Source organism: Brucella sp. GW823-FHT04E01, from assembly GCF_058796175.1.
In genome coordinates, this window is record NZ_JBXAIK010000002.1 from 276,331 (window position 1) to 297,970 (window position 21,640).

The following is a 21,640-nucleotide window of genomic DNA, read 5'->3' on the forward strand; positions in this document are numbered from 1 at the left end:
CAATGATTTCTGTCGTTTATGAAGTGGCTGGATATTGATAGATGCTATCCCGAGAGACCAAGAGGCTGTTTGGGACAATTTTCACGTCAATAAATTCAATGGCTTACGTTTGGAAAATCCGAACGGGTTCAATTGAGACAGCTATACGTATCATTTCACCCTCTGCTGGAACCGACCCCAATTAGCGAACGGAAGTCGTCCTTGGCTGCCGGGCGCTCGATCGTATGCTGAGCTGTGTACGTCCCAATTCCGTTCGCACCCATGCACCACGTCTCATTTCTCCTTTTCGCAGGCATATTTTCCATTGCCTGAGCAATATATGCACAGCGAGGTTCCGCAGGCTGCTATGCAATCTTGCCAAGTCTTGTATCGACAGACTAGTGGCTTAGCGGCTTTCAGCTGCGCTGACGTTGCCACATGGACGATTGTCTCTGCTGGATCAGTCGATGGTAATGTGGACGTGCTTTGTAATGCTGTGTTTGAACCCGCATAAGCAATTGTCGCATTCATTAACGCCAATCCAGCAACAACGAATAGTGAGTACGGTTTCATGATGGTCACCTTACTGTTTCTGAAGAGCCTCCCGTTCTCATATTATGCGCCCGCTGTCTTGCGAACACACACCCAAGTCTGCGGTAGTGTGTCGTATGATGAAAAGATATATCTGGCCAACGTGGGGCAAAGCCGAGTATCTCTTTGCGTTGGCCAAACTGCGCAGGGCTAAGGCCGACGGTTCTTGATCCGCTTGCATTTTCTAAACGTAAGCCATTGAATTTGCGGGCGTGAAAATTATCTCAAACAGCCTCTTGTTCTCTCGGGATGGCATCTATCAATATCCAATCAATCATAGATGTCGAAAATCATTGGACTATTTCGTTAAAGTTTTTTCCGCCCCAGCCGAAACCGACCCAATAATCCGATCTGATTCAATCAAATTGAATGACACCCCGATTGTTTGCCAGGCACAAGACATTCTCCGATATAAAAACGTTTTTATTTTTCTTGAAAACGTTTTTATATGTTGTTACCGTTTTGGTATGACGATTGTGGGAGCTTGAAATGTCGAGGTCGATTGACCGAATAAAAACGCGTGTGCGACCGACGATCAAAACGCTCGCGGAACACACGGGCTATTCGATTGCGACGATTTCGAAGGCATTGCACGGTTCGCCGGTCGTGACGGAAGAGACGCGCAAGATTATTCTCTCCGCTGCAGACGAGCTTGGCTATCAGGCCAATGCCCGTGGCATGGCGTTGCGTACCGGCAAGACCTATCAAGCCGCCGTATTGATGCCGATGAATTCGGTGGCAGGGTATGAATGGGACGGTGTCGAATATACGCAGATTCTCAGCGGTCTCAGCCAGATTCTCGACGATAGCGATTATCAGCTTTCCGTTTATGGCTATCGCAGTTTTGACGATGCCTGTGCCATCACGCGCCGCATCGTCGATCAAAGCCTCGCCGATGGTCTGATCTTTTCAGGCGTTCTGGCCGACGATGCGCGCATCGACATGCTGGTCGAGGCTGACTTTCCTTTCGTGTCCCTGGGGAGATGCCGCAAATCGCTCGTTTATGCCCATGTCGACGTGGACAATGAATGGGCCGCACATGCCGCAACTGCACGACTGATCGCTGGCGGGCACCGGCGCATTGGTCTGGTGAATGCGGATGCGCGTTTTTCCTATGCTCTCGACAGGATCGATGGTTTTACGCGTGCCTTCACGGAGGCAGGTGCTGCGCCATGTACCGATCTGGTTATCGGCGGCGACTTGTCCACACGCTTCGGACGCGATTCTGCGCTGGCTCTCCGGGAAGAACGTGATCCACCGACGGCGCTGGTCTGTGTCAATGAATCGACAACGCTCGGTGTGTTGTCCGCATTGCGGTCGCTGGGGCTGGAAGTCGGGCAGGACATCGACGTCATCGCCTATGACGACATCAATGTCAGCGCCTATTTCACTCCGCCGGTCACGACCCTCTATCAGCCGATCGAAGTGTTGGGGCAACGGCTGGGGGAATTTCTGTTGCGGCGTATGGGAGGGGAAGACCCTGCGCAATTGAGGGAGGTTTTTCGTCCGGAGCTCGTCGCGCGCCAGCCCGACGATCTGGGCGGGAAGCTTAATTCCTAGAGCGGTTTGGCCTTCTCACGGGGTGGCGGGAACCGCTCCGGCGAACAGCTTTCAATGCTGTTTCAGAGGCGCAACCGCTTCGTGCATTCGTCGAAAGTGTTCTAATGGGAGGAGTACACATGAAAAAGACAATCCTGACTTTGGCGCTCGCGCTGATGTCCTCTGTCGCCGCACATGCGGCCGATCTTGAGGGAAAAATGCTCAAGGTCGGTTCCGACACGACCTCGCCGCCGATGGAAAGCGTCGATCCGGCTACGGGACAGATCGTCGGTTTCGATGTCGACGTGGTGAATGCAATCTGCGCCAAGATTAACTGCAAGGCGGAATTCGTGACCACGGGCTGGGATGGCATTTTCGCGGCTCTGGAGCAGGGCAATTTCGATCTCGTTGCATCCGGAGTTTCGATTACCGATGAACGCAAGAAGGCGATGGATTTCTCCGAGCCTTACATCATCAACAGCCAGGCCGTTTTGATGCGTGCCGAAGATGATGGGCTGACACTTGATGACTTCAAGTCGAAAGGCAAAAAGCTGTCGGCGCAGGCGAATACGACTGACGCTCAGGTAGCCGAGGGTATTGTCGGCAAGGATAATGTCGTTGCCTATGACAGCTTCAGCGCCTCCGTCATCGCGCTCAAGAACAAGGACGTCGACGGCGTGGTGATCAACGGCGCCAATGCACCCGCCTATGAAAAGGAATTCGCAGGCGAGCTCGTCGTTCCAATTCGCGACCTGCAATCCGATCCGCTGGGGCTGGTCTTCCGCAAGGGCGATGAAACCGCTGCCGCCTTCAATGAAGGGATCAAGGCCATCAAGGAAGACGGCACGCTCGATGCTCTCATCAGCAAATATTGGGGCGCAAAATAGTCCGGAACATTTCTGGCGGTGAACCTGCGAAAGTAAAGCACGTGCTGCCGAGATGATGCGCAAAACCAAGAAGGTGAGCCTATCCCGAAGAACGCATGGCGGTTTTCGGGATAGCCAAAACAGATAGAGCAGTTCCAACGACTCCAACTCCGTTGGCCTTGGCCCACACGCAACGCCTCTGGAACATCGCATCCAGAGGGTCGGGAGACGGTTCAAATGTATTTTTTGATGCGCTTGCGTCCGAGCAACATGATCGTGCTCGCCGCACTGCCATTTGTCGTCTATCTCTTCGCCAGTTCAAACGACTACCAGCGTTCGCTTCTGGCTATCCTGGGCGTCGAGCCGGGATCATCAGCTTTCGTGCCGGGTTTTGTGCTGCTTTGCGCAGCCTTTGCCTCCGGTTTTGCCACGATGTTGTTCATGCGCAGGAACAATACGCGCTGGGGGATTCCTTGCGCGGCGCTCAATCTCCTGTCGGCTGCCGCGCTCGTGGCAACACCTGTTGTGTATCCCTATCTGCACTCGGTTGTGGCCAATGGGGTCGATCCGTTCACGTCCGATCTCGTGGTGAAAGGCGTCACACCGCGGCGACTTACCGAGGCCGCGGCACTAGCGATGGATCGGTACGGGTTCATCATCCTGTTGAGCTATCTCGGTGCGACCGTTCTGGGTCTGCTCCTGAGCCTGACGGGGCGATCCGGGAACGGATTGTCGGGATCGCGCAAGGCGGGTTTCATCCTGCTGGCAACGATCAACGGGCTTGGATTATTTCTTGTCCTCTTTGCAGCGCATGTGGCATTCGCCGCCGGGGTTGCAACGACCATTCGGGCTGCCATTTCGGCTTATATCATTGCGGCGCTTCTGGCCCTGCTTTGGGTTGGCCTGCAAAAGCTTCAATATAGCAGCCGGGGAGACTTTATCTTCATCGGCCTGACGTTGCTGATGGCCTGCATGGCTGCCTGGTTTCTGTTTCAGCCGCGCCAGGCCTATACGCTCGCCGGCACCCTCGATGGCAAGATCGGCGTGGTAACCGGCACGCCATCGAGCATGATCGGTACGGTGCGATACGGCCAGTTTCCCGATGGTCCCGAAAACGAAGTGCCATTGCGCACATTTCGCGGTCCGCCTGAAGCGCTCGCCGCCCTTGGCAAGAAGGCGGATGTCAGCGCGGTTCTGCTTCCGGCGGCTTCAGTCCCGGCGAACGTGCCTGTCCTGTGGCAGACGGAAGCGTTGAACGACCGCGACAAGTCGGCGGGCATTGCCTTCGTCGTTCTGGCCATTGCGCTCGGATTGCTGACGGCTTGCGGTCATATCCATCGCCGTCATCCTCTCTCCATCGGCTCAGAATTCATCGTGGATACGATCCGGGGCATTCCCATGCTCGTCATCGTACTCTATGTCGGCCTGCCCTTGAGTGGCGCACTGAAGGACGCCACGCAGGGCGTGATCGATCCGCCGAATATGGCTCGCGGTGTGGCGGCGATGGCGTTGGCCTACTCGGCCTATCTGGCGGAAATTTTCCGCTCCGGCATCAACGCCATTCCGCGGGGACAAATCGAGGCGGCGCGCAGCCTTGGTCTCAACGGCTGGCAGACTGCCCGTCTGGTGATCCTGCCGCAGGCTTTCCGTATCATCATTCCGCCGCTCGGCAACGAGCTGATCGCTATTCTCAAGGACACGTCGCTTCTGTCGATCCTGTCCATTCGGGATATCACGCAGCGCATGCGCGAGTTCCAGTCAGCAAGCTTCCTGCCGTTCGCGCCGTATAATTCGGCTGCGATCTTCTACATCCTCCTCACGCTGGCTGCGGCCAGTCTCGTCAGCACAATCGAGAGAAAATATGATGCCAACAAACATCGTTAAAGCCCGCCAAGACCTGCAGCAGCGCGCCTCCGGACTGGTCTTTCCAAATGACTTTGCCTTTGGTGCCGCAACCTCGGCCTATCAGATCGAAGGCGCTCCTTATGAAGACAGCAAGAGCGAGAGCATCTGGGACCGGTTCTGCAAAAAGCCGGGCGCCATCATCGACCAGTCCAGCGGTGACGTTGCTTGCGATCACTACCATCGCTGGCGCGAGGACATTGCGGTGCTGAAAGCGATGGACCTCAAAGCCTATCGCTTTTCCCTCGCCTGGACCCGGATTTTGCCGGGGGGGTACGGTGCGGTCAATTCCAAGGGAATAGGCTTTTACGACCGCCTCATAGACGATCTGCTGGAGGCGGGCATCGAACCCTATGCGACGCTCTATCATTGGGATCTGCCGCAGGTCTTGCAGGACAAGGGCGGCTGGTATGTTCGGGAGACTGCGGATGCGCTGGCCGAATATGCCTCGGTTGCCGTTCGCAGTTTCGGTGATCGCGTCAAGAAGTGGACGACGCTCAATGAACCATGGACCTTCTGCTGGTCAGGCCATGCCAGCGCCGAAGATGCGCCGGGCTTGGCTGATGGCGTAAAGGGCGGGGTCACGTCAAGCCATCATGCACTGCTTGGCCACGGCAAGGCTGTTCAGGCCATTCGTGCAGAACGCACGGATGTCTCCGTGGGCATTGTGTTCGATCTCAACGTGGCGGAACCGGCCAGCGACGATCCGCGCGACGTTGCGGCAGCGAAACGTTTCGATGGTGCACAGAACCGCTGGTTCCTAGATGCCGTTTTCAAGGGCGCCTATCCGCAGGACATGTTGGAGCTTTACGGCGATCTCCTGCCGCCCATCCATCCGGAAGACAACAAGACGATTGCGGAGCCGCTCGATTATCTGGGCGTTAACATCTATCGCCGGTCTGTGATCGCGGCAGGTGACGAACTGCCGCCGCTCAACTATCGTCGCGTACAGCCGGAAGGCACCTATTCCGCAGTTGGTTATGAAGTCTGGCCGCGCTGCATCTATGACATTCTTCATTATGTAAATGACGGCTATGCGCCAAAGGAAATCTATATTTCCGAAAGCGGCGTGGCAACGCGGCCGGAAGATGTGGGGCCGGACGGGCGTGTCTGGGACGATCTGCGAGCGAAATATTATGTCGATCATCTGGAGCAGGTGGCCAAAGCCATTGATGACGGCGTGCCGGTGAGGGGTTATTTCGCCTGGACACTGACAGACAATTTTGAATGGGCCTTTGGTTACACGACACCGTTCGGCATCACTCATATCGATTTCAAAACCCAGGAGCGTCGCGTCAAATATTCCGGCGAGGTCTATGCCCTCATTGCACGGCAGGACGGAAATATTGAAACGAGGAGCGCGGCGATTGGCTGACAACGGGCACAGGACCGTCCTCATTACCGGAGCCACGCGCGGCCTTGGCCGCGAACTGGCACGGCAATATGCCAAGGATGGCTGGCGTGTGATCGCCTGCGGTCGCCGCCCGCCTGAAACGTCATGCGCCTCAGGTATCGAGTTTCAGACGCTCGATACGGCTGACCCGGTTTCGGTGGCAGCGCTTGGTGATCGTCTGGCCATGCGTTCTCTGGACCTTGTCATCAACAATGCGGCTGTTCGCAGTCGCATTGCTGGCCTTGCGCCGCTCGATCCGAATGATTTCATGGCAGTCGTCAGGACAAATATGCTCGGCCCTGTTCTGGTAGCGCGCGCATTGCGGAACTGCCTGGCGCGTGGCACGGAGCCGATGATTGCCAATATCAGCAGCCGGGCCGGCTCGATCTCAGAGGGTCTGCTGGACGATGACGACGACGATTATGCCTATCGGTGCTCTAAAGCCGGATTGAACATGGCGACCGCCCAACTGGCCTTGGATCTTCGGGCCGAAGGCATAAAGGTGATTGCACTTCACCCCGGCTGGGTAAAGACGGATATGGGCGGTGAAGGAGCAGTCGTGAATGCGGAGAACAGCGCGTGTGGATTGAGAGCGTTAATCGCCGGTGCTCCCAAAACCGGGGCCTTCCTGTCCTATGATGGTGACGAAATCCGCTGGTAAGCTGAAAGATCAGGACACTACGCCCGGCCATCATCTTCGAAAAGAAGTTGGCGACGGCCACTGCAATTCTCCGAGGTTGGTTTCTCAGCTCCTTTAAAAGGAGTTTGAGCCGGGCATTTTCGGCTTCCAACGCTTCCGGTTCTTCAACCCTGCAACGAGACGCTTACCCAGTGTTGCATCGTCGGGCGACCTTCCTGCTCGCGCCGGGATGGATTGCATAGATGCTGTTTGTCTAAGACAGGCGGCACCACGGCCTCAGCGACGATAACCGATCACAGCTGCTTGAGCGGAACGCAAGGAACGTGTTGGTAGAATTTGTCTCCATTGAGAAGATACCGATTCAATCGCAATATTTATGATTATATCGATTTCATTTTAATGTATTTATTCAATATTATTGATATAATTATTAGTAATTTAAGTTTTATAATAGAATTATTTTTTATTGGAATGGTGGATTTAATTCATATACATTGATAAAAAATCAATTATTTTCTCTGGAAATATTATGAGCAAATTATATACTTTCTTCTTAAATAGTACATCATATTTGGCTCTGACCATTTCCGTTGTGTTTCCACTGACGGTTACGCCTCTCATTGGCGGTGTCAGTATCGCTCACGCCGACGATCTGCCGGGGAATGCCGGAGGGGCGGGAACGACAAATTTTGCGGACGACACATCGAATGTCATAACGGCCACTGGTGGTCGAGGCAACGGCTATGGAGGCGGGGGAGCTGGCGGTAGTATAGGCGCCACCAATACTCTGGGCGGGGATCCATCAATGGATGGCGTTGGTGGAGACGGTGCCTTCGCTATTGTTAACGATCAGATTTATGCGGGTGGCGCAGGAGGGAGTGTCGGCCAGACGGCTCTTGGAATGGATACTGTATATATAACTGGCGGAGCCGGCAGTCAGGGTATTGATAGTCAGGCTTCGGGCGGCGGCGGTGGTGGCGCTGGTCTGTTTCTCTCGGGTAGAGGCTCCTTCTCGCTTGCAGCCAATTCGACGATTGCGGGAGGAACCGGAGGCAATGGTGGCGCCGGTATTTATGGCACTGCTAACGGAGCAGGTGGTGGTGGCGGCGCCGGTGTACTATTGCGTGGCGCAACCCTGATGACATCAAATGCGACAACGGTTGTCGGAGGCGATGGCGTCTATGTCAGTCAAGGTAGGCTTGTAAACCGCGGACAGATCAACGGTGGTGTGGGTGGCCCCGCTTCTCAACACAGCACAGTTGGAGTTTCGGGCTCCGGTGTCCGGGTCGGATCGAACTCACATATTGTCAATGAAGGCACAATTTCTGCAGGAGGGGCCGACGCCAATGCAGTCGATGTTCTCGGTAGCAATAACACATTTGAGATCCATGATGGCTCGTCCATCACAGGAAACGTTGTGGTGGCAGGTGGCACACAGGGAAATACCTTTGTGCTTGGCGGTTCAGATGACGGCAGTTTCGACGTATCTTTGATTGGTACGCAGTATCAAGGATTTCAATCCAATCGCAAAGACGGTTCCGGTACCTGGACACTGACCGAAACAGGCAATTTTGCTCAAGGTTTTACTATTGCCGATGGTGTGCTTTCCGTTTCTTCGGATGCGAGCCTTGGTGCTGCTGCTGGCGGTCTGACACTTGATGGCGGCACGCTGCAGGTGACAGGTACGAACTTCACCTCCACCACCCGGTCGCTGACCTTGGGTGAGCATGGCGGCGGGCTTGATATCGCGGATGCTGGCAACACGTTCACGGTTACGCAACAGTTGTCGGGCAATGGGTATCTTCGCAAGCAAGGCGATGGCACTTTGATGTTGTCCGGCAATAACAATTTTACCGGTGGTCTGACCGTTGAGAAAGGGACTGTTCAAGCTGGAACTGCCGATCATGCTTTCGGTTCAGGTCTGTTGAACGTCAATGAAGGTGCGAAGGTCGATCTCGCGAATTTCAATACGACGACAGGTGGTCTTGCCGGTGCGGGTGATGTCGCCATGGGCGGCGGCAAACTCACCCTTGACCAGAGTTTCGATACGCTGTTCTCCGGTGTGGTCGATGGCTCCGGCGCTTTGACCAAAACTGGTTCCGGCACACTCACATTGGCTGGCGTCAATAGTTACACAGGCCAGACGGTGGTTTCCGACGGCACTTTGAAACAGGGCGCACAAGGCGCTTTCAACGCATCATCTTCGGGCTATGAAGTTGCCAGCAACGGCACACTTGATCTTGGTGGCTACTCCACTTCGCTTGCCAGCCTTGGCAACACCGGGAACGTCAATTTCGGCGGAACAGGCGGAACCGTGCTCAACATTGCTGGCAATTACACCGGCAATGGCGGCATAATGACCGTCAATACGGTTCTGGGTGGCGATGATTCCAAAACTGACATGCTGAAGGTCGATGGTGATACATCGGGGTCGACAAAGCTATATGTGAACAATGCAGGTGGTTTCGGCGCACAGACTGTCAACGGCATCAAGGTTGTCGATGTGTCAGGCTCATCGAATGGCTCTTTCTCGCTGGCAAACAGCTACAAGACCAAGGATGGTCAGCAGGCAGTTGTCGGCGGCGCTTATGCCTACACATTGCAGCAGGGCAGCAAGAGGACGCCAGTGGACGGTGACTGGTATCTCGTCAGCCATGTCGAAGGACCCAATTCCGGCTCCAACCCGAGACCCCGTTACAGCGCTGGTGTTCCTGTTTACGAGGGCTACGTTCAAAACATGCTGGCTCTCAACAAATTGCCCACCCTCCAGCAGCGTGTCGGCAGTCGTTACTGGACTGGTGAGAACGGCAATGGTTCAGACAACGGCGCAACGGTGAATGAGTATGGTGTCTGGGCACGCGTCGAAGGCGGGCACAATCGTCTTGAGCCAGACACGTCAACGTCGCAGATGAAGCAGGATATCAATACTGTCATCATGCAGGCCGGTGTCGATGGCCAGTTCTATGAGGGCGAGAATGGCAAGCTGATTGGCGGCATCACCGGACAATACGGCCATGCCCGCGGCGATGTCTCTTCCTTCCATGGCGATGGTGATATCAGCACGGATGCATGGAGCCTTGGAGCGACCGCGACCTGGTACGGCAATAACGGCTTCTATGTTGACGGTCAGGGTCAGGTGACGTGGTTCGACAACGACCTCAACTCCTGGACCGCCAATACCGGCCTTGCCGATGGACGCAAGGCGACTGGCTAGGCACTGAGCATCGAAGCCGGGCAGCGTATCCCGATGCAGGGCAGCTGGGCACTCACGCTGCAAGCACAGCTGATGTGGTCATCCATTGATGCAGATGAATTCAGCGATACATGGGGCAGTCGCGTCAGTTTGCATGATGGTGACAGTCTTTTGGGACGCCTGGGCCTCGCAGCGGATTATCGCTTGGACTGGAAAGGCAATGATGGAGTGATGGTCAATACCAGCGTCTATGGCATTGCCAATGTCTATCAGGCATTCCTTGGCGGGACGACGGTCAACGTGTCCGGCATCGACTTCGAAACCGACAATGACCGGACCTGGGCTGGGATCGGCGCTGGCGGCACCTATGCCTGGGCAGACAACAAATATGCTGTCTACGGCGAAGGCTCTATCAACACTTCCCTCAATCACTTCGCCAACAGCTATGCTGTCAAGGGGAGTGTTGGCTTCAAGGTGAAGTGGTAGGTGCTGGCTTCGACGATAACCGTCGCAGCATGAGACTCCCTATCTCCATCAATAGTATGGGAGTCTCATTCTCGCACTCTGGAAAGATTAAAAGAACAATGCACCGCCATCAACGCGATGGGGAGTACAATCTCGATACTGAAAGAGTTTGAGCGGGGGCAGCAACTACCTCGCTCTATTCAGCTTATCGAGACAAGCTCTTGTGAAAGAACGTTCATGGTTTCAGCGCCATCGGCGGTGATGAGGAACTGTTCTTCGATCATCAGGGCTCCTAGTCCGTTTGCGTAAAACGGCGCCTCCACGGCCAGCACCATGTTCGGTTCGATGGCCATGTCGTTGCCATGCGAGATGAAAGGCCATTCCTCGATCCCGAGCGCCGAGCCGACCGAGTGCCCGAAATGCCCGCGATAATATTCGCTGAAGCCATGACGACGCATGGTGGAGAGCATCGCTTCGTGAACCTGACCGAATGTATTGCCGGGTTTCAGCAGCGCTGTTCCGGCTTGAAAGGTCTCCTGGAGCGCTTTGTAAATCTGCTCTGCAAGAGGAGCAGGCTTGCCATAGACGAAGGTACGCGCGCCATCCGAAGAATAACCATTCACAAGCGTGCCGACATCGGCCTTGATGAGGTCGCCTTGCGCCAGTTGTGCGGCAAGGTTTTGAAGGTTCGGCCCGACCGAAATATAGGCCCAATGGCCGGACAGGCTCTGGCCGTTTGCTTTGGCAGCATTGGTCGCTCCGGTCAGCCAGGCATCGGAAAGCTCGGCGGCTGTGGAGCCCGACCGCGCCGCAGTCGCCATATTCTGCAACCCGCTTTCCGCATAACGGGCGGCATTGCGTAGATATTCAATCTCGCGGGGGCTCTTTATCAGTCGCAACCGCCTTACGATGCTGGAAGCATCGCGCCATTGGGCAAAAGGCAGAATTTCTTTCAACAGCACAAAATCAGCCACAGGCATGAATTCAAGGTCGACGCCGAGGCTGGCTTGAGCGAGGCCACGTTCGGCAATCATATCTGCAAGCAGTTGAAAGGCTGCTTTCTGGTCGAAGGTTTCCGGGCGGGGACCGATATTACCACTGTTGCGATAGGCAGCGTTGAGGTCTTCTATCGAGTGGGCGTCGCGAACCGCGACGGCGTCGATCCAGATTCGATGCGAGCGGAAGTCGATCTCATCAGCCGTTGCGCGTGCTGCTGTCAGCGCCTGATCGCTGACAATGGCGCCAGCACGTGTCGAGGCATCCGCTGGAACCAGCGCTATGGCCGAACCGGCGCGCCCCCACATTGTCGCCACGCCCGCAGCAATTCCGGTGGCATAGCGAAAGTTTTCCGGCTGAAAAAGCACCAGTGCATCCAGTCCTTCTGCAGTGAGCAGATCCTGTACGCGGTTCCGATCCATATAAGTCATGGCTGATCTCTTGAGGTTATGCTTTGTCAGTGCGCCTTATATCGGACGGCTTGTGCTGCAGTCCGGATGGTTTGTCCAATAGATTGACTCTTTATGGAATAAATTTCTAATAATTCTCGCTATCTCATGGTGCCACCGCTTACCGATGCTCTCGCGGTCGCGGTATAAGCGTTGCTAACGGAGAGCCTGATAGGGCGCTTTCCACGCAGGAGAATAATATGGGCGGCTTCAACATTCGTGATCGCAAATCTGGATTGGCTTACTGGAGCTTGAGCGCGGCATTGGCCGTGACGCTCGGTATCGGATCGTTCAGCCAGGCGTTGGCGCAGGAAAGCGACCCGGACGCGACAATCAATATCGGCTCGCTCTACGAACCGCAAAACCTCGACAATACCGCCGGTGCGGGGCAGGGCATCAACGAAGCCTTCAACGGCAATGTCTATGAGGCCCTGTTCCGGCTTGCTGATGACGGCAAGGTCGAGCCGGTCCTGTCGAAGGATTACAGCGTCAGCGACGACGGGCTGACATATACGTTCAAGCTGCAGCCGGGCGTGACTTTTCACTCTGGAGCGCCGTTGACTTCCAAGGACGTCAAATTCTCCATCGATCGCGTTGCCGCGCCGGAATCGAAGAGCTCACGCAAAAGCAGCCTCAAGACTATTTCGGCCGTTGAGACTCCGGATGATGAAACCGTTATCGTCAAGCTGTCTTCGCGCTCAATCTCGCTGCCGTACAATCTAAGCTATGTATGGGTGGTGAACGACGAAGCGAAGGATCTGCAGTCGAAGGAAGACGGAACCGGACCTTACGAGCTGGAAGACTGGCGTCGTGGGTCGTCCCTGTCGATGAAGCGCTTCGATAAATATTGGGGCGCCAAGCCGAAAAACGGCGAGGTGGTCTTCCAGTATTTCACCGATGCAAGCGCGCTGAACAATGCTTTGCTGACCGGTTCGGTTGATATCATCACGTCGGTTCAAAGCCCGGATTCACTAGCCCAGTTCAAGGACAATCCCGATTTCACCGTCAGCGAAGGGCAGTCGACCACCAAGCTACTGCTGGCCTATAACGACCGTATTGCGCCATTCGACAATGTCAAAGTGCGCAAGGCGCTCGCCCGTGCAATCGACGACCAGAAGCTTTTGAAGGCTGTGTGGGGCGATTATGGCACGCTGATCGGCTCATTCGTACCGCCGACCGATCCGTGGTATGTCGATCTCACCAAAGTCGACGCCTATGATCCTGAAAGTGCCAAGGAACGTCTCAAGGAAGCTGGTTACCCGGATGGCTTCACCTTCATTATCGATACGCCGAATTACGATCCACACCCGATTGCCGCGCAGTTCATCCAGAGCGAGCTGGCCAAGGTCGGCGTAACCGTCAAGATCAACGTCATCACTGCCAATGAGTGGTACACGAAGGTCTATAAGGCACACGATTTCCAGGCCACCTTGCAGGAGCATGTGAACCATCGCGATATCGTGTTCTATGGCAATCCCGATTTCTATTGGGGTTATAACAATCCGAAGGTTGTCGAGCTCATCAAGGAAGCGGAAGCAAGTGCTACGACGGATGAACAGACGGCCAAGCTGACCGAGGCGAACAAGATCATTGCCGAAGATGCGGCCAGCAACTGGTTCTACCTCTATCCGCAGATCGTTGTTTCGAAAAAATCAGTGAGCGGCTACCCGATCAACGGCCTGAACTCCCAGTTTTCCGCCTATGACATTGTGAAAGCGGAATAATAACCGCCTGTCGATATCGAGAACATCAGCTCGACAGACTGCGCCGCCTGAATTAATTTCCGGCGGCGTTGTCGCATTTGCATGAGGGTCCGAGCGCTGCCCTGACATCGGAGAGGTAAACGCTATTTTCGCCTATATCATACGCCGTTCAGCCATATTGGTTCTGTCGGTTTTCATCGCATCGATCGTGTTGTTTCTGCTGTTGCGCCTTCTGCCGGGCGATCCCGCAAATGCGCTTGTTTCTGTCGGCGCGGATGCGGCGCAGATCGAGGCCGCGCGCAAGCAGGTCGGTTCGGACCTGCCTCTCTACGAGCAGTTTCTGCGTTTTATCGGTAGCCTCCTGCGCTTCGATCTTGGTAATTCCTTTGTGAGTGGAGCACCGGTTCTTGCCGAAATCGGCAAGCGGTTGATTGTGACCGTGCCCTTGACGCTGATGGCATTCGTCGTTGCGATCATGATCGCGGTGCCACTCGGCATTCTGTCGGTCGTGCGCCAGAACCGCTGGTATGGAACGGTGATATCCGTCATCTCCCAGCTCGGCATCGCCGTGCCGGTGTTCTGGATAGGCATTCTGCTGGTCTGGTTTTTTGCAGTTAAGCTGCGGTTGTTTCCTTCGGGTGGGTTCCCATCACGAGGATGGCAGTCGGCGCCGGCTGCTTTTCAATCGCTGGTATTGCCGGTCACAACCATTGCCATCGTCATGTCGGCATCGTTGATCCGTTATGTCCGTTCGGCCACGCAGGACGTGCTTGGCAGCGACTATCTTCGTACCGCACGGGCGCTTGGCGCGACATTCTCGCAGGCTCTTGTCCGTCACGGTATTCGCAACGGCGCGGTGCCGGTGATCTCGATCCTCGGTATCGAGCTTGCCTCGACTTTGCTTGGTGCTGTGGTGGTCGAACGTGTCTTCTCGTTGCCGGGTCTCGGTTCGATGCTTCTGCTCGGCATAGAGCAGCGCGACTATCCCAATGTTCAGGGGGTTCTGTTTGTATCGACGCTTCTGGTGCTGCTGGTCGGCTTTGCCGCAGATCTCCTGCAACGACTGATCGACCCGCGCTTGCGCCAGCGGTCTGCGGGAGGTCGTGCATGACGGAGCCTGCTGATATGACGCCTGCCGTCAGGGATGAAAAGCCGGCTTACCGATTGCCATGGCCCCTTATTGTGGGTGGATTGCTGCTGGGGTTGCATCTGGCTGTCGCTCTTCTCTCGCTGGTCTGGACACCTTACGGTGCCGGCGAAATGGTCGGTGGACGACTGGAGGCTCCGTCCTGGCTGCATTGGGCCGGTACGGATCGTCTGGGACGCGATTTGATGACACAAATCATGATCGGTTCGCGCATTGCGCTTATCGTCGGCTGTGGAGCCATCGCGCTCAGCGCAGTGATTGGCGTCACGCTGGGTGTGCTTGCGGCGTTTGCAACGCAGACGCTTGATGACGTGCTGGCGGCAACGCTCGATATTCTCATTGCCTTCCCAACCCTGTTGCTGGCCATGTTGATCGTGGCTTCCAGCGACGGTGCAAGCCTGACGACCGCCATCGTGGCCATCGGTATCGCCGGATCGGCCATCGTGGCACGTCTGACCCGCATCCTCGCAAAGCGGGTTCTGGCGATGGATTACATTACGGCATCGCGCATTTCCGGCACATCACGGCTCGGGTTGGTCCGCATCCATGTGCTGCCGAACATCTGGCCGACGCTGATTGTCAATTTTGCGCTTCAGTTCGGTCTGGCGGTGATCGCGGAAGCATCGCTTTCCTATCTTGGTCTTGGCGCTCCACCGCCCAATTCATCCTGGGGACGGCTTCTGCAGGAGGCGCAAGCGTCGGTTTATACGGCGCCGTTCGGTGCCATAGCACCCGGTCTGGCGCTTGTCTCATTGGTGATCGGGCTCAATCTGTTTGCCGACGGGCTGCGTGACGTGGCCGACCCAACACGGAGGAGACAACGTTGAGTATTTTGCTGAATGTGGAGAACCTCCAGATAGAAACGGCAGGCAGGTCTCTGGTTTCCGGCGTCTCGCTATCGGTTGGACAGGGTGAACGGGTCGGTCTGATCGGTGAATCCGGTTCAGGCAAGTCGTTGACGGCTCTTGCTATCATGGGACTGTTGCCGGACGGCATGCGGGCAAGCGGATCGATCACGCTCGACGGCCACCAAGTGATAGGGGCGCGAGACCGTGAGCTGGTGCCATTGCGCGGGCAGAGCATTGCAACGGTTTTTCAGGAACCGATGACGGCGCTCGACCCGCTGATGCGGATTGGCAAACAAGTCGGTTTGGTCGTCCGTCGCCGTGCGCTTCGGGATGGTCACCGAACCGGGAAAACTGAAGTCAGTGCTGAGGTCCACTCACTTCTGGAACGCGTATCCCTGCCAGACCCGGAGCGCATTGCCCGATCCTGGCCCCATGAAATATCGGGTGGTCAACGCCAGCGTGCGGCTATCGCAATGGCTCTCGCCTGTCGCCCCAAGCTTTTGATCGCGGACGAGCCGACGACGGCGCTCGATGTCACCACGCAGGCCGAGATTTTGAAGCTGCTGGAGCAACTGGTGCGGGACGAGGGAATGGGGCTTCTGTTCATCAGTCACGATTTGCCGGTGGTTGCGGCCGTCACCGAACGCGCGCTGGTCCTGCGACACGGAAAACTTATAGAAGAAGGGCCGGTTGCGGCGCTTTTCACCGATCCGCAGCAGCCCTATACGCAGGGGCTCGTGGCCGCTGCACGGGCGTTCGATGCCGCTCTGGAGGTTGCGCGATGACTTTGATGGACCTTTCGGGCGTTTCCTTTGCCTATGCCGGCGGTAAGACGGTTTTGCATGATGTCGATCTGAAACTTGAGACCGGAAGCAATCTGGGCATTGTCGGTGAGTCCGGTTCCGGCAAAACGACCATGTTGAAACTGCTGCTTGGACTGCAGCGCCCATCTTCGGGGAACGTTTCGTTTCGCGGCAAGCCTCTGGATATTGGCAATCGCGGTTTCATGCGCGATTTTCGCCGTTCGGTGCAGGCGGTGTTTCAAGATCCCTATTCATCGCTCGATCCGCGCCAGCGTGTCTTCGACATCATTGCCGAGCCGCTGCGATCTTTGAAAATCGAGACCGATATTGCGCAGGCAGTTGCGCAGGCGCTCGATTCCGTCGATTTGCCAGCGGATGCCGCCCGCCGCTATCCGCACGAGTTTTCAGGTGGCCAGCGCCAGCGTATAGCCATCGCTCGGGCAATTGTCTCTAAACCCGAGCTCGTCATCGCCGACGAGGTGGTCAGCGCGCTTGATCTGACGACGCGCGCCCGCATTATCGATCTCATGCGGTCTCTTTCAGAGCAAACCACTTTCGTGGTGGTGTCGCACGACATTGCGCTGGTCGCGCTGTTGTGCGAGCGGTTGATCGTTCTGGAAAAAGGCCGGATTGTGGAGCAGGGCAATACGCGGGATATTCTGGCCGATCCGCAGCATGCCTATACGAGAAAACTTCTCACCAGCTTGCCGAGAATGCCCCAACCGGCTTGAGGATGGAAGCATCATTATATCATCGCGATGCCGGCTCATTGATCTGCAAATGATGTGATATTTTAGGTACATCCGGACAACAAAGTTTCCGGCGCCGCCCTCTTGTTTCCAATGAAAGCGGGCGCGAGGTCCCTGCCGAAGCCAATGTTTTAAAACGATAAAAGATGAGTATTTGATACATGTTTGTTTTCTCTGCCTGGAATTCTTCTAAATCATTGTGATTGCGCGATATTTTCCGGACCTTTATGGCGTGAATGAGTGTCTGTTCGTCCGCAGATGCTGGAGCATATGTTTAGTTCGGAGCACGCGAACAAATGACTTCCCGGTTGTGGGATCTGGCAGAACTCTATGAAAGCGAGCAGATCAGTCTGCGGGCTTTTGTGCGTCGTATTGTCGGAAATACCGCCACGGCTGAAGATGTCGTTCAGCAAGCCTTCCTGAACCTGCTTTCCCGCTATGAAGATACGGCACAGGCGCCAGGTCCTGCTTATGTAAAGAGCACAGCGCGCAATCTCGCGCTCAATCACTTACGCGATGCCCGCCGCAGGGCGGATGTCGAAATCGAGGTCGATGAGCCCGAGCGCTTTGCCGATGCGAGACCATCGCCGGAAATGACGGTGCTTTATCGCAGCGAGCTTCATCGTCTTTTACATTCCGTTGCGCAGCTTCCGCCGCGTCGGCGCGAAGCCTTTGTTCTCAACCGGATCGAGGGGTTGAGTTATGACGAAGTTGCCGAGCGTATGGGAATCTCCCGAAATACGGTTATAACGCAGATCGTGTCAGCGCTGGCTGAACTCGACAGGCGGCTTTCAGAGTAATTATAAGCGGGAACATCAAGACGCCCATGAAGGAGTTTGAAACCGATCCGGTTTACATGAAGGCGCTGGAATGGTTTGTGCTGTTACAGGACAAAACCGTCAGCGCCGATGACCGGCGTGCGTTTTCAGCCTGGATTGCATCTGACCCTGCGCATCGAGTGGCCTATGAGCGTGCGCAGACGCTGTGGCAACGCTTCGATGCCGTGAAGCCTGAATATGACCGCTTCCGCCAATCGGGCCATAAATCGGACGGTCGTGTGGGCCGGCGCGGCGTTGTTCTGGGTGGCCTTACCGCTCTCGTTCTTCTGCCTGGCGCTTATCTCTTGTCGCGTCCCGGTCTGTTTGCGACTTATCAAACGGGTGTCGGTGAACGTCGCAGCTTTACGCTTGCCGATGGAAGCACTGTCGAGCTTGGCAGCTATTCGGCGCTTTCCCTCGATTTTTCGGGCAACGGGCGCAACCTTGTGCTCCATGAAGGGCAGGGGTTCTTTCAGGTCGCCTCCGATCCGTCGCGCCCCTTTGTGGTTAGCGCCAATGGCGGCACGATCACCGCGCTCGGGACTGCTTTTGACGTGAAACTGATCGATCGGGCGGTCACTGTTTCAGTGGTTGAGCATGCAGTTTCAGTGGCTTTTGGTCAAAGCGATCCGGTGCGCCTTGATGAGGGCTGGCAGATAACTTATAGCGGTGATGAAGCGGCTTTGCCGCAACGGGCCGACCAGCAGACGGTTGAAGCCTGGCGCAATGACAGGATTATCTTTGAGGACGTTCCGCTCAGCCGAGTACTGAGCGAGCTGGAACGCTATCGTCGCGGCAGGATTTTCCTCACCGACACAGAAATCGGCAATATGCCGGTTACGGCAATTTTTGATACGCGTGATGCCGAAGCGGCTCTTGCAACCATTGCCGAAACCTTGCCGGTCAGGGTCCTGAACGGTTCCGGCTGGGTGACCGTCGTTACACGGCGATAATAACTGGATTAAAAAAATCAAATTTTTTTAAGCTACCGATCATTAGATCGCGTTTCCGAGGTGTCTAATCCTCTGAGGGGCTGCGTGGCAGCCATGAAGTAACAGGAAAATCCTGCCAAAAGCAGGGGCATCAGACATCGGGGATTAAACTATGCGCGTCGATATGAAGAGCCGAACTCAGACTGGTCGTGGCCAAGGTTCTCAGGCTCTTCTTAAAACCGGGCTGTCAGCGCATCTGCTCGCGGCAAGTGCGCTGGTTGCGGTCGCGGCATTCGCGCCAAGTACGGTTTGGGCGCAAGCCGCTGCCAACAGCCAGGTGCAGCGCACGTCGTTTGATATTGCAGCACAGCCGTTGTCCAAAGCGCTGGTGCAATACTCAAACAAAACCGGCGTTCAGCTGTTCTTTGACGCAAATATTGTGCGCGGCAAGAACTCCGGCGGTGCACAAGGTTCGCTGACACGTTCGGAAGCACTAGGCCGGATTCTCTCCGGTTCTGGCCTCACATATAGTTTGCGCGGCAATACCGTCACGATATCGGCGCAGCAATCAGTCGATGCTGGCGCGGTTGCTCCTGATGGGTCTTTGCTCCTCGATACGATTACCGTTGAAGGCAATAGTGGCAGCGACACGTCGAGGAGCGTTGTCGTTGAAAGCTCTGGCGGAGCCACCAAGACCAATACGCCGCTTATCGAGGTGCCGCAGTCAGTATCTGTTGTCAGCCGCAAGCAGATCGAGATGCAGAATGCGCAAAGCGTCACGGAAATGCTGCGTTATGTCCCCGGCGTAAGCATTGAAACCTACGGTCCGGACCCAAAAGGCTATGACTGGATTTTCATGCGCGGTTTCAACGCGCAGTCGACCAGTTCCTATCAGAACGGCCTGCGTCAGCTCTCCAATTCCTACACCTTCTTCCGTACCGATCCGTACGAACTGGATTCCATCGAAGTGCTGCGTGGTCCTGTTTCGTCGCTTTACGGACAGAGCGATGCTGGCGGTCTGGTCAATCGCGTTACCAAGAAGCCGCAGGCTGAAGCTTCGCATGAAGCATCGGTCGAATATGGCAGTTTCAATCGCAAGCAGATTGGCGTCGACCTGACCGGGCCGGTCAATGAAGACAAGACACTGCTCTATCGTCTGGTCGGCGTGGTTCGCAAGGGCAACACGCAGTTCGAATATTCCAATGGCGACGAGGTCAAGGACGATCGCTACATGATCGCGCCTTCGCTCACCTGGGCACCCGATGCGGATACGTCGTTGACGGTTTCGGGCCAGTTGCTGCGCGACGATAGTGGCGGCAGCGTGCTGCCTGCGACGATCAGCAGCCTTTATCCGAATTACCCCAATATTCTGGTTGGTGATCCTGATTTCAACCGCAGCGTCCAGAAGCAGGGCAGCATCGGCTATGAGTTTGAACATCATATCAACGACACCTGGACGGTGAAGCAGAACCTTCGCTACGGACAGGTCAGCTTCCTGCTCGACAATGTGCTGGCGCTTGGGCTCGGGCCGACCGGGATCACGCGTCAGGCGCGTCGCTTCGATGAGAATATGAGCGGGCTGGTGGTCGACAATCAGGCCATTGCGGAATTTGAAACCGGCAACATCTCCCATCAGGCACTGTTCGGCCTTGATTACTCCTATTCGGATTCCGATGTGACGCAGTATCGTGATCCGGCCCCAACGCTGAACCCGTTCAATCCGTCTTATGGTATTCCGATTTCTGTTCCGACGACGGTAACGCAAAGCTATCGCCAGAAATACAATCAGACCGGGCTTTATGCGCAGGATCAGATCAAGTTCAACGACAACTGGATTGTCACTTTGGGCGGGCGCTATGACTGGCTGGACCTCAACAGCCATAATCGTCTCGATTCCAGTGATACAGATCAGAGCATTGGGAAATTCAGCGGTCGCGCGGGTATCACCTATGTGACGCCATGGGGCATCGCGCCCTATGTCAGCTATTCGGAATCCTTTGTGCCCAATCTCGGCGCGGATAACAGCGGCAACACTTTCGATCCGTCGGAAGGCCGTCAGTGGGAAGTCGGCGTAAAATATCAGCCAAAGGAAATCGACGCGCTGTTCACGCTGGCGTGGTTCGACATCGTGAAATCGAATGTCGTTTCCTACAGCTATATCGATGGGCCACAGGCGACGGGCGAGGTGCATTCGCGCGGGCTGGAACTCGAAGGCAAGGTCGATCTGAGCTATGGCTGGGATTTCGTCGGTTCCTACACCTATACCAAGGCGGAAATCACCGAAGATGCTGCGGCGTTTATCGGCAAGCAGGTGACGATGGTGCCGGAACACCAGGCTTCGGCATGGCTCAATTACACGTTCAACAGCGGCATGCTTGAAGGCCTCAGCCTTGGTAGCGGCGTGCGTTATGTGGGTGCAAGCTATGGCGACAAAGCCAATACGATCAAGGTCGATGGCCGAACGCTCGTCGATGCCGGTGTGAGCTACAAGTACAAGGACATGACCTTCCAGGTGAATGCCACAAACCTGTTTGACAAGAAGTATTTCACCACCTGCGAGGATGCGTTCAGCTGCTACGAAGGCGATCGCCGCTCGGTCATAGGCCGTGTGAAGGTCAGTTTCTGAG

At 55.7% G+C, this 21,640-nt stretch carries 14 protein-coding genes and 1 pseudogene; 14 read left to right on the plus strand and 1 reads right to left on the minus strand.

The features are described from left to right. Positions 1-1,059 precede the first annotated feature (1,059 nt). The 6 genes and pseudogenes from AC1RHM_RS06770 (at position 1,060) to AC1RHM_RS06795 (ending at position 10,589) form a co-directional block, all read left to right on the plus strand. Positions 1,060-2,130 carry a LacI family DNA-binding transcriptional regulator gene (locus AC1RHM_RS06770; RefSeq protein WP_125334662.1) on the plus strand — a complete coding sequence of 357 codons (1,071 nt, stop codon included), beginning with the start codon at positions 1,060-1,062 and terminating at the stop codon, positions 2,128-2,130. A gap of 119 nt (positions 2,131-2,249) precedes the next feature. After that, positions 2,250-2,996, plus strand: coding sequence for a transporter substrate-binding domain-containing protein (locus AC1RHM_RS06775; RefSeq protein ID WP_010660528.1), 747 nt, complete (start codon positions 2,250-2,252; stop codon positions 2,994-2,996). A 216-nt stretch (positions 2,997-3,212) separates the two neighbouring features. Then, a complete protein-coding gene (locus AC1RHM_RS06780; protein ID WP_151612848.1) occupies positions 3,213-4,859 on the plus strand; it encodes an amino acid ABC transporter permease in 1,647 nt (548 codons plus the stop codon). After that, complete coding sequence (locus AC1RHM_RS06785; RefSeq protein WP_226622696.1) at positions 4,837-6,252, plus strand: GH1 family beta-glucosidase; 1,416 nt, start codon at positions 4,837-4,839, stop codon at positions 6,250-6,252. The genes AC1RHM_RS06780 and AC1RHM_RS06785 overlap by 23 nt, the downstream gene beginning before the upstream one ends. Beyond that, the gene (locus AC1RHM_RS06790) at positions 6,245-6,931 is read left to right on the plus strand and encodes an SDR family oxidoreductase (RefSeq protein WP_029928623.1); all 687 of its coding nucleotides are present in this window, start codon (positions 6,245-6,247) and stop codon (positions 6,929-6,931) included. The genes AC1RHM_RS06785 and AC1RHM_RS06790 overlap by 8 nt, the downstream gene beginning before the upstream one ends. Before the next feature lie 784 nt (positions 6,932-7,715). After that, positions 7,716-10,589: pseudogene (locus AC1RHM_RS06795) on the plus strand (autotransporter family protein). A gap of 179 nt (positions 10,590-10,768) precedes the next feature. On the opposite strand, the gene AC1RHM_RS06800 reads toward AC1RHM_RS06795, so the two are convergent. Continuing rightward, on the minus strand, positions 10,769-11,995 hold the full coding sequence (locus tag AC1RHM_RS06800) for a M24 family metallopeptidase (RefSeq protein WP_029928618.1): 1,227 nt from the start codon (positions 11,993-11,995) through the stop codon (positions 10,769-10,771). 218 nt (positions 11,996-12,213) lie between these two features. Between AC1RHM_RS06800 and AC1RHM_RS06805 the strand changes: the two genes are divergently transcribed. The 8 genes from AC1RHM_RS06805 (at position 12,214) to AC1RHM_RS06840 (ending at position 21,639) form a co-directional block, all read left to right on the plus strand. Then, positions 12,214-13,737, plus strand: coding sequence for an ABC transporter substrate-binding protein (locus AC1RHM_RS06805; protein WP_492332498.1), 1,524 nt, complete (start codon positions 12,214-12,216; stop codon positions 13,735-13,737). 157 nt (positions 13,738-13,894) lie between these two features. After that, complete coding sequence (locus AC1RHM_RS06810; RefSeq protein ID WP_010660521.1) at positions 13,895-14,827, plus strand: ABC transporter permease; 933 nt, start codon at positions 13,895-13,897, stop codon at positions 14,825-14,827. Next, complete coding sequence (locus AC1RHM_RS06815) at positions 14,824-15,690, plus strand: ABC transporter permease (protein ID WP_010660520.1); 867 nt, start codon at positions 14,824-14,826, stop codon at positions 15,688-15,690. The genes AC1RHM_RS06810 and AC1RHM_RS06815 overlap by 4 nt, the downstream gene beginning before the upstream one ends. After that, positions 15,687-16,496 (plus strand): ATP-binding cassette domain-containing protein, encoded by an 810-nt coding sequence (locus AC1RHM_RS06820; RefSeq protein WP_029928616.1) that lies wholly within the window; start codon positions 15,687-15,689, stop codon positions 16,494-16,496. Before AC1RHM_RS06815 ends, AC1RHM_RS06820 begins: the two co-directional genes overlap by 4 nt. Then, complete coding sequence (locus AC1RHM_RS06825; protein WP_010660518.1) at positions 16,493-17,245, plus strand: ABC transporter ATP-binding protein; 753 nt, start codon at positions 16,493-16,495, stop codon at positions 17,243-17,245. The genes AC1RHM_RS06820 and AC1RHM_RS06825 overlap by 4 nt, the downstream gene beginning before the upstream one ends. Positions 17,246-17,559: 314 nt before the next feature. Beyond that, on the plus strand, positions 17,560-18,063 hold the full coding sequence (locus tag AC1RHM_RS06830) for an RNA polymerase sigma factor (RefSeq protein WP_492332499.1): 504 nt from the start codon (positions 17,560-17,562) through the stop codon (positions 18,061-18,063). 26 nt (positions 18,064-18,089) lie between these two features. Continuing rightward, positions 18,090-19,034 carry a FecR family protein gene (locus AC1RHM_RS06835; RefSeq protein WP_029928612.1) on the plus strand — a complete coding sequence of 315 codons (945 nt, stop codon included), beginning with the start codon at positions 18,090-18,092 and terminating at the stop codon, positions 19,032-19,034. 151 nt (positions 19,035-19,185) lie between these two features. Further along, the gene (locus AC1RHM_RS06840) at positions 19,186-21,639 is read left to right on the plus strand and encodes a TonB-dependent siderophore receptor (RefSeq protein WP_029928611.1); all 2,454 of its coding nucleotides are present in this window, start codon (positions 19,186-19,188) and stop codon (positions 21,637-21,639) included. Position 21,640 lies beyond the last annotated feature (1 nt).

What these genes read in the sequence shown, in the direction of transcription:
- AC1RHM_RS06770 (WP_125334662.1), top strand. Translation starts at nt 1,060, where the DNA reads ATGTCGAGGTCGATTGACCGAATAAAAACGCGTGTGCGACCGACGATC.
- AC1RHM_RS06775 (WP_010660528.1), top strand. Translation starts at nt 2,250, where the DNA reads ATGAAAAAGACAATCCTGACTTTGGCGCTCGCGCTGATGTCCTCTGTC.
- AC1RHM_RS06780 (WP_151612848.1), top strand. Translation starts at nt 3,213, where the DNA reads ATGTATTTTTTGATGCGCTTGCGTCCGAGCAACATGATCGTGCTCGCC.
- AC1RHM_RS06785 (WP_226622696.1), top strand. Translation starts at nt 4,837, where the DNA reads ATGATGCCAACAAACATCGTTAAAGCCCGCCAAGACCTGCAGCAGCGC.
- AC1RHM_RS06800 (WP_029928618.1), bottom strand. Translation starts at nt 11,995, where the DNA reads ATGACTTATATGGATCGGAACCGCGTACAGGATCTGCTCACTGCAGAA.
- AC1RHM_RS06805 (WP_492332498.1), top strand. Translation starts at nt 12,214, where the DNA reads ATGGGCGGCTTCAACATTCGTGATCGCAAATCTGGATTGGCTTACTGG.
- AC1RHM_RS06815 (WP_010660520.1), top strand. Translation starts at nt 14,824, where the DNA reads ATGACGGAGCCTGCTGATATGACGCCTGCCGTCAGGGATGAAAAGCCG.
- AC1RHM_RS06825 (WP_010660518.1), top strand. Translation starts at nt 16,493, where the DNA reads ATGACTTTGATGGACCTTTCGGGCGTTTCCTTTGCCTATGCCGGCGGT.
- AC1RHM_RS06830 (WP_492332499.1), top strand. Translation starts at nt 17,560, where the DNA reads ATGACTTCCCGGTTGTGGGATCTGGCAGAACTCTATGAAAGCGAGCAG.
- AC1RHM_RS06835 (WP_029928612.1), top strand. Translation starts at nt 18,090, where the DNA reads ATGAAGGAGTTTGAAACCGATCCGGTTTACATGAAGGCGCTGGAATGG.
- AC1RHM_RS06840 (WP_029928611.1), top strand. Translation starts at nt 19,186, where the DNA reads ATGCGCGTCGATATGAAGAGCCGAACTCAGACTGGTCGTGGCCAAGGT.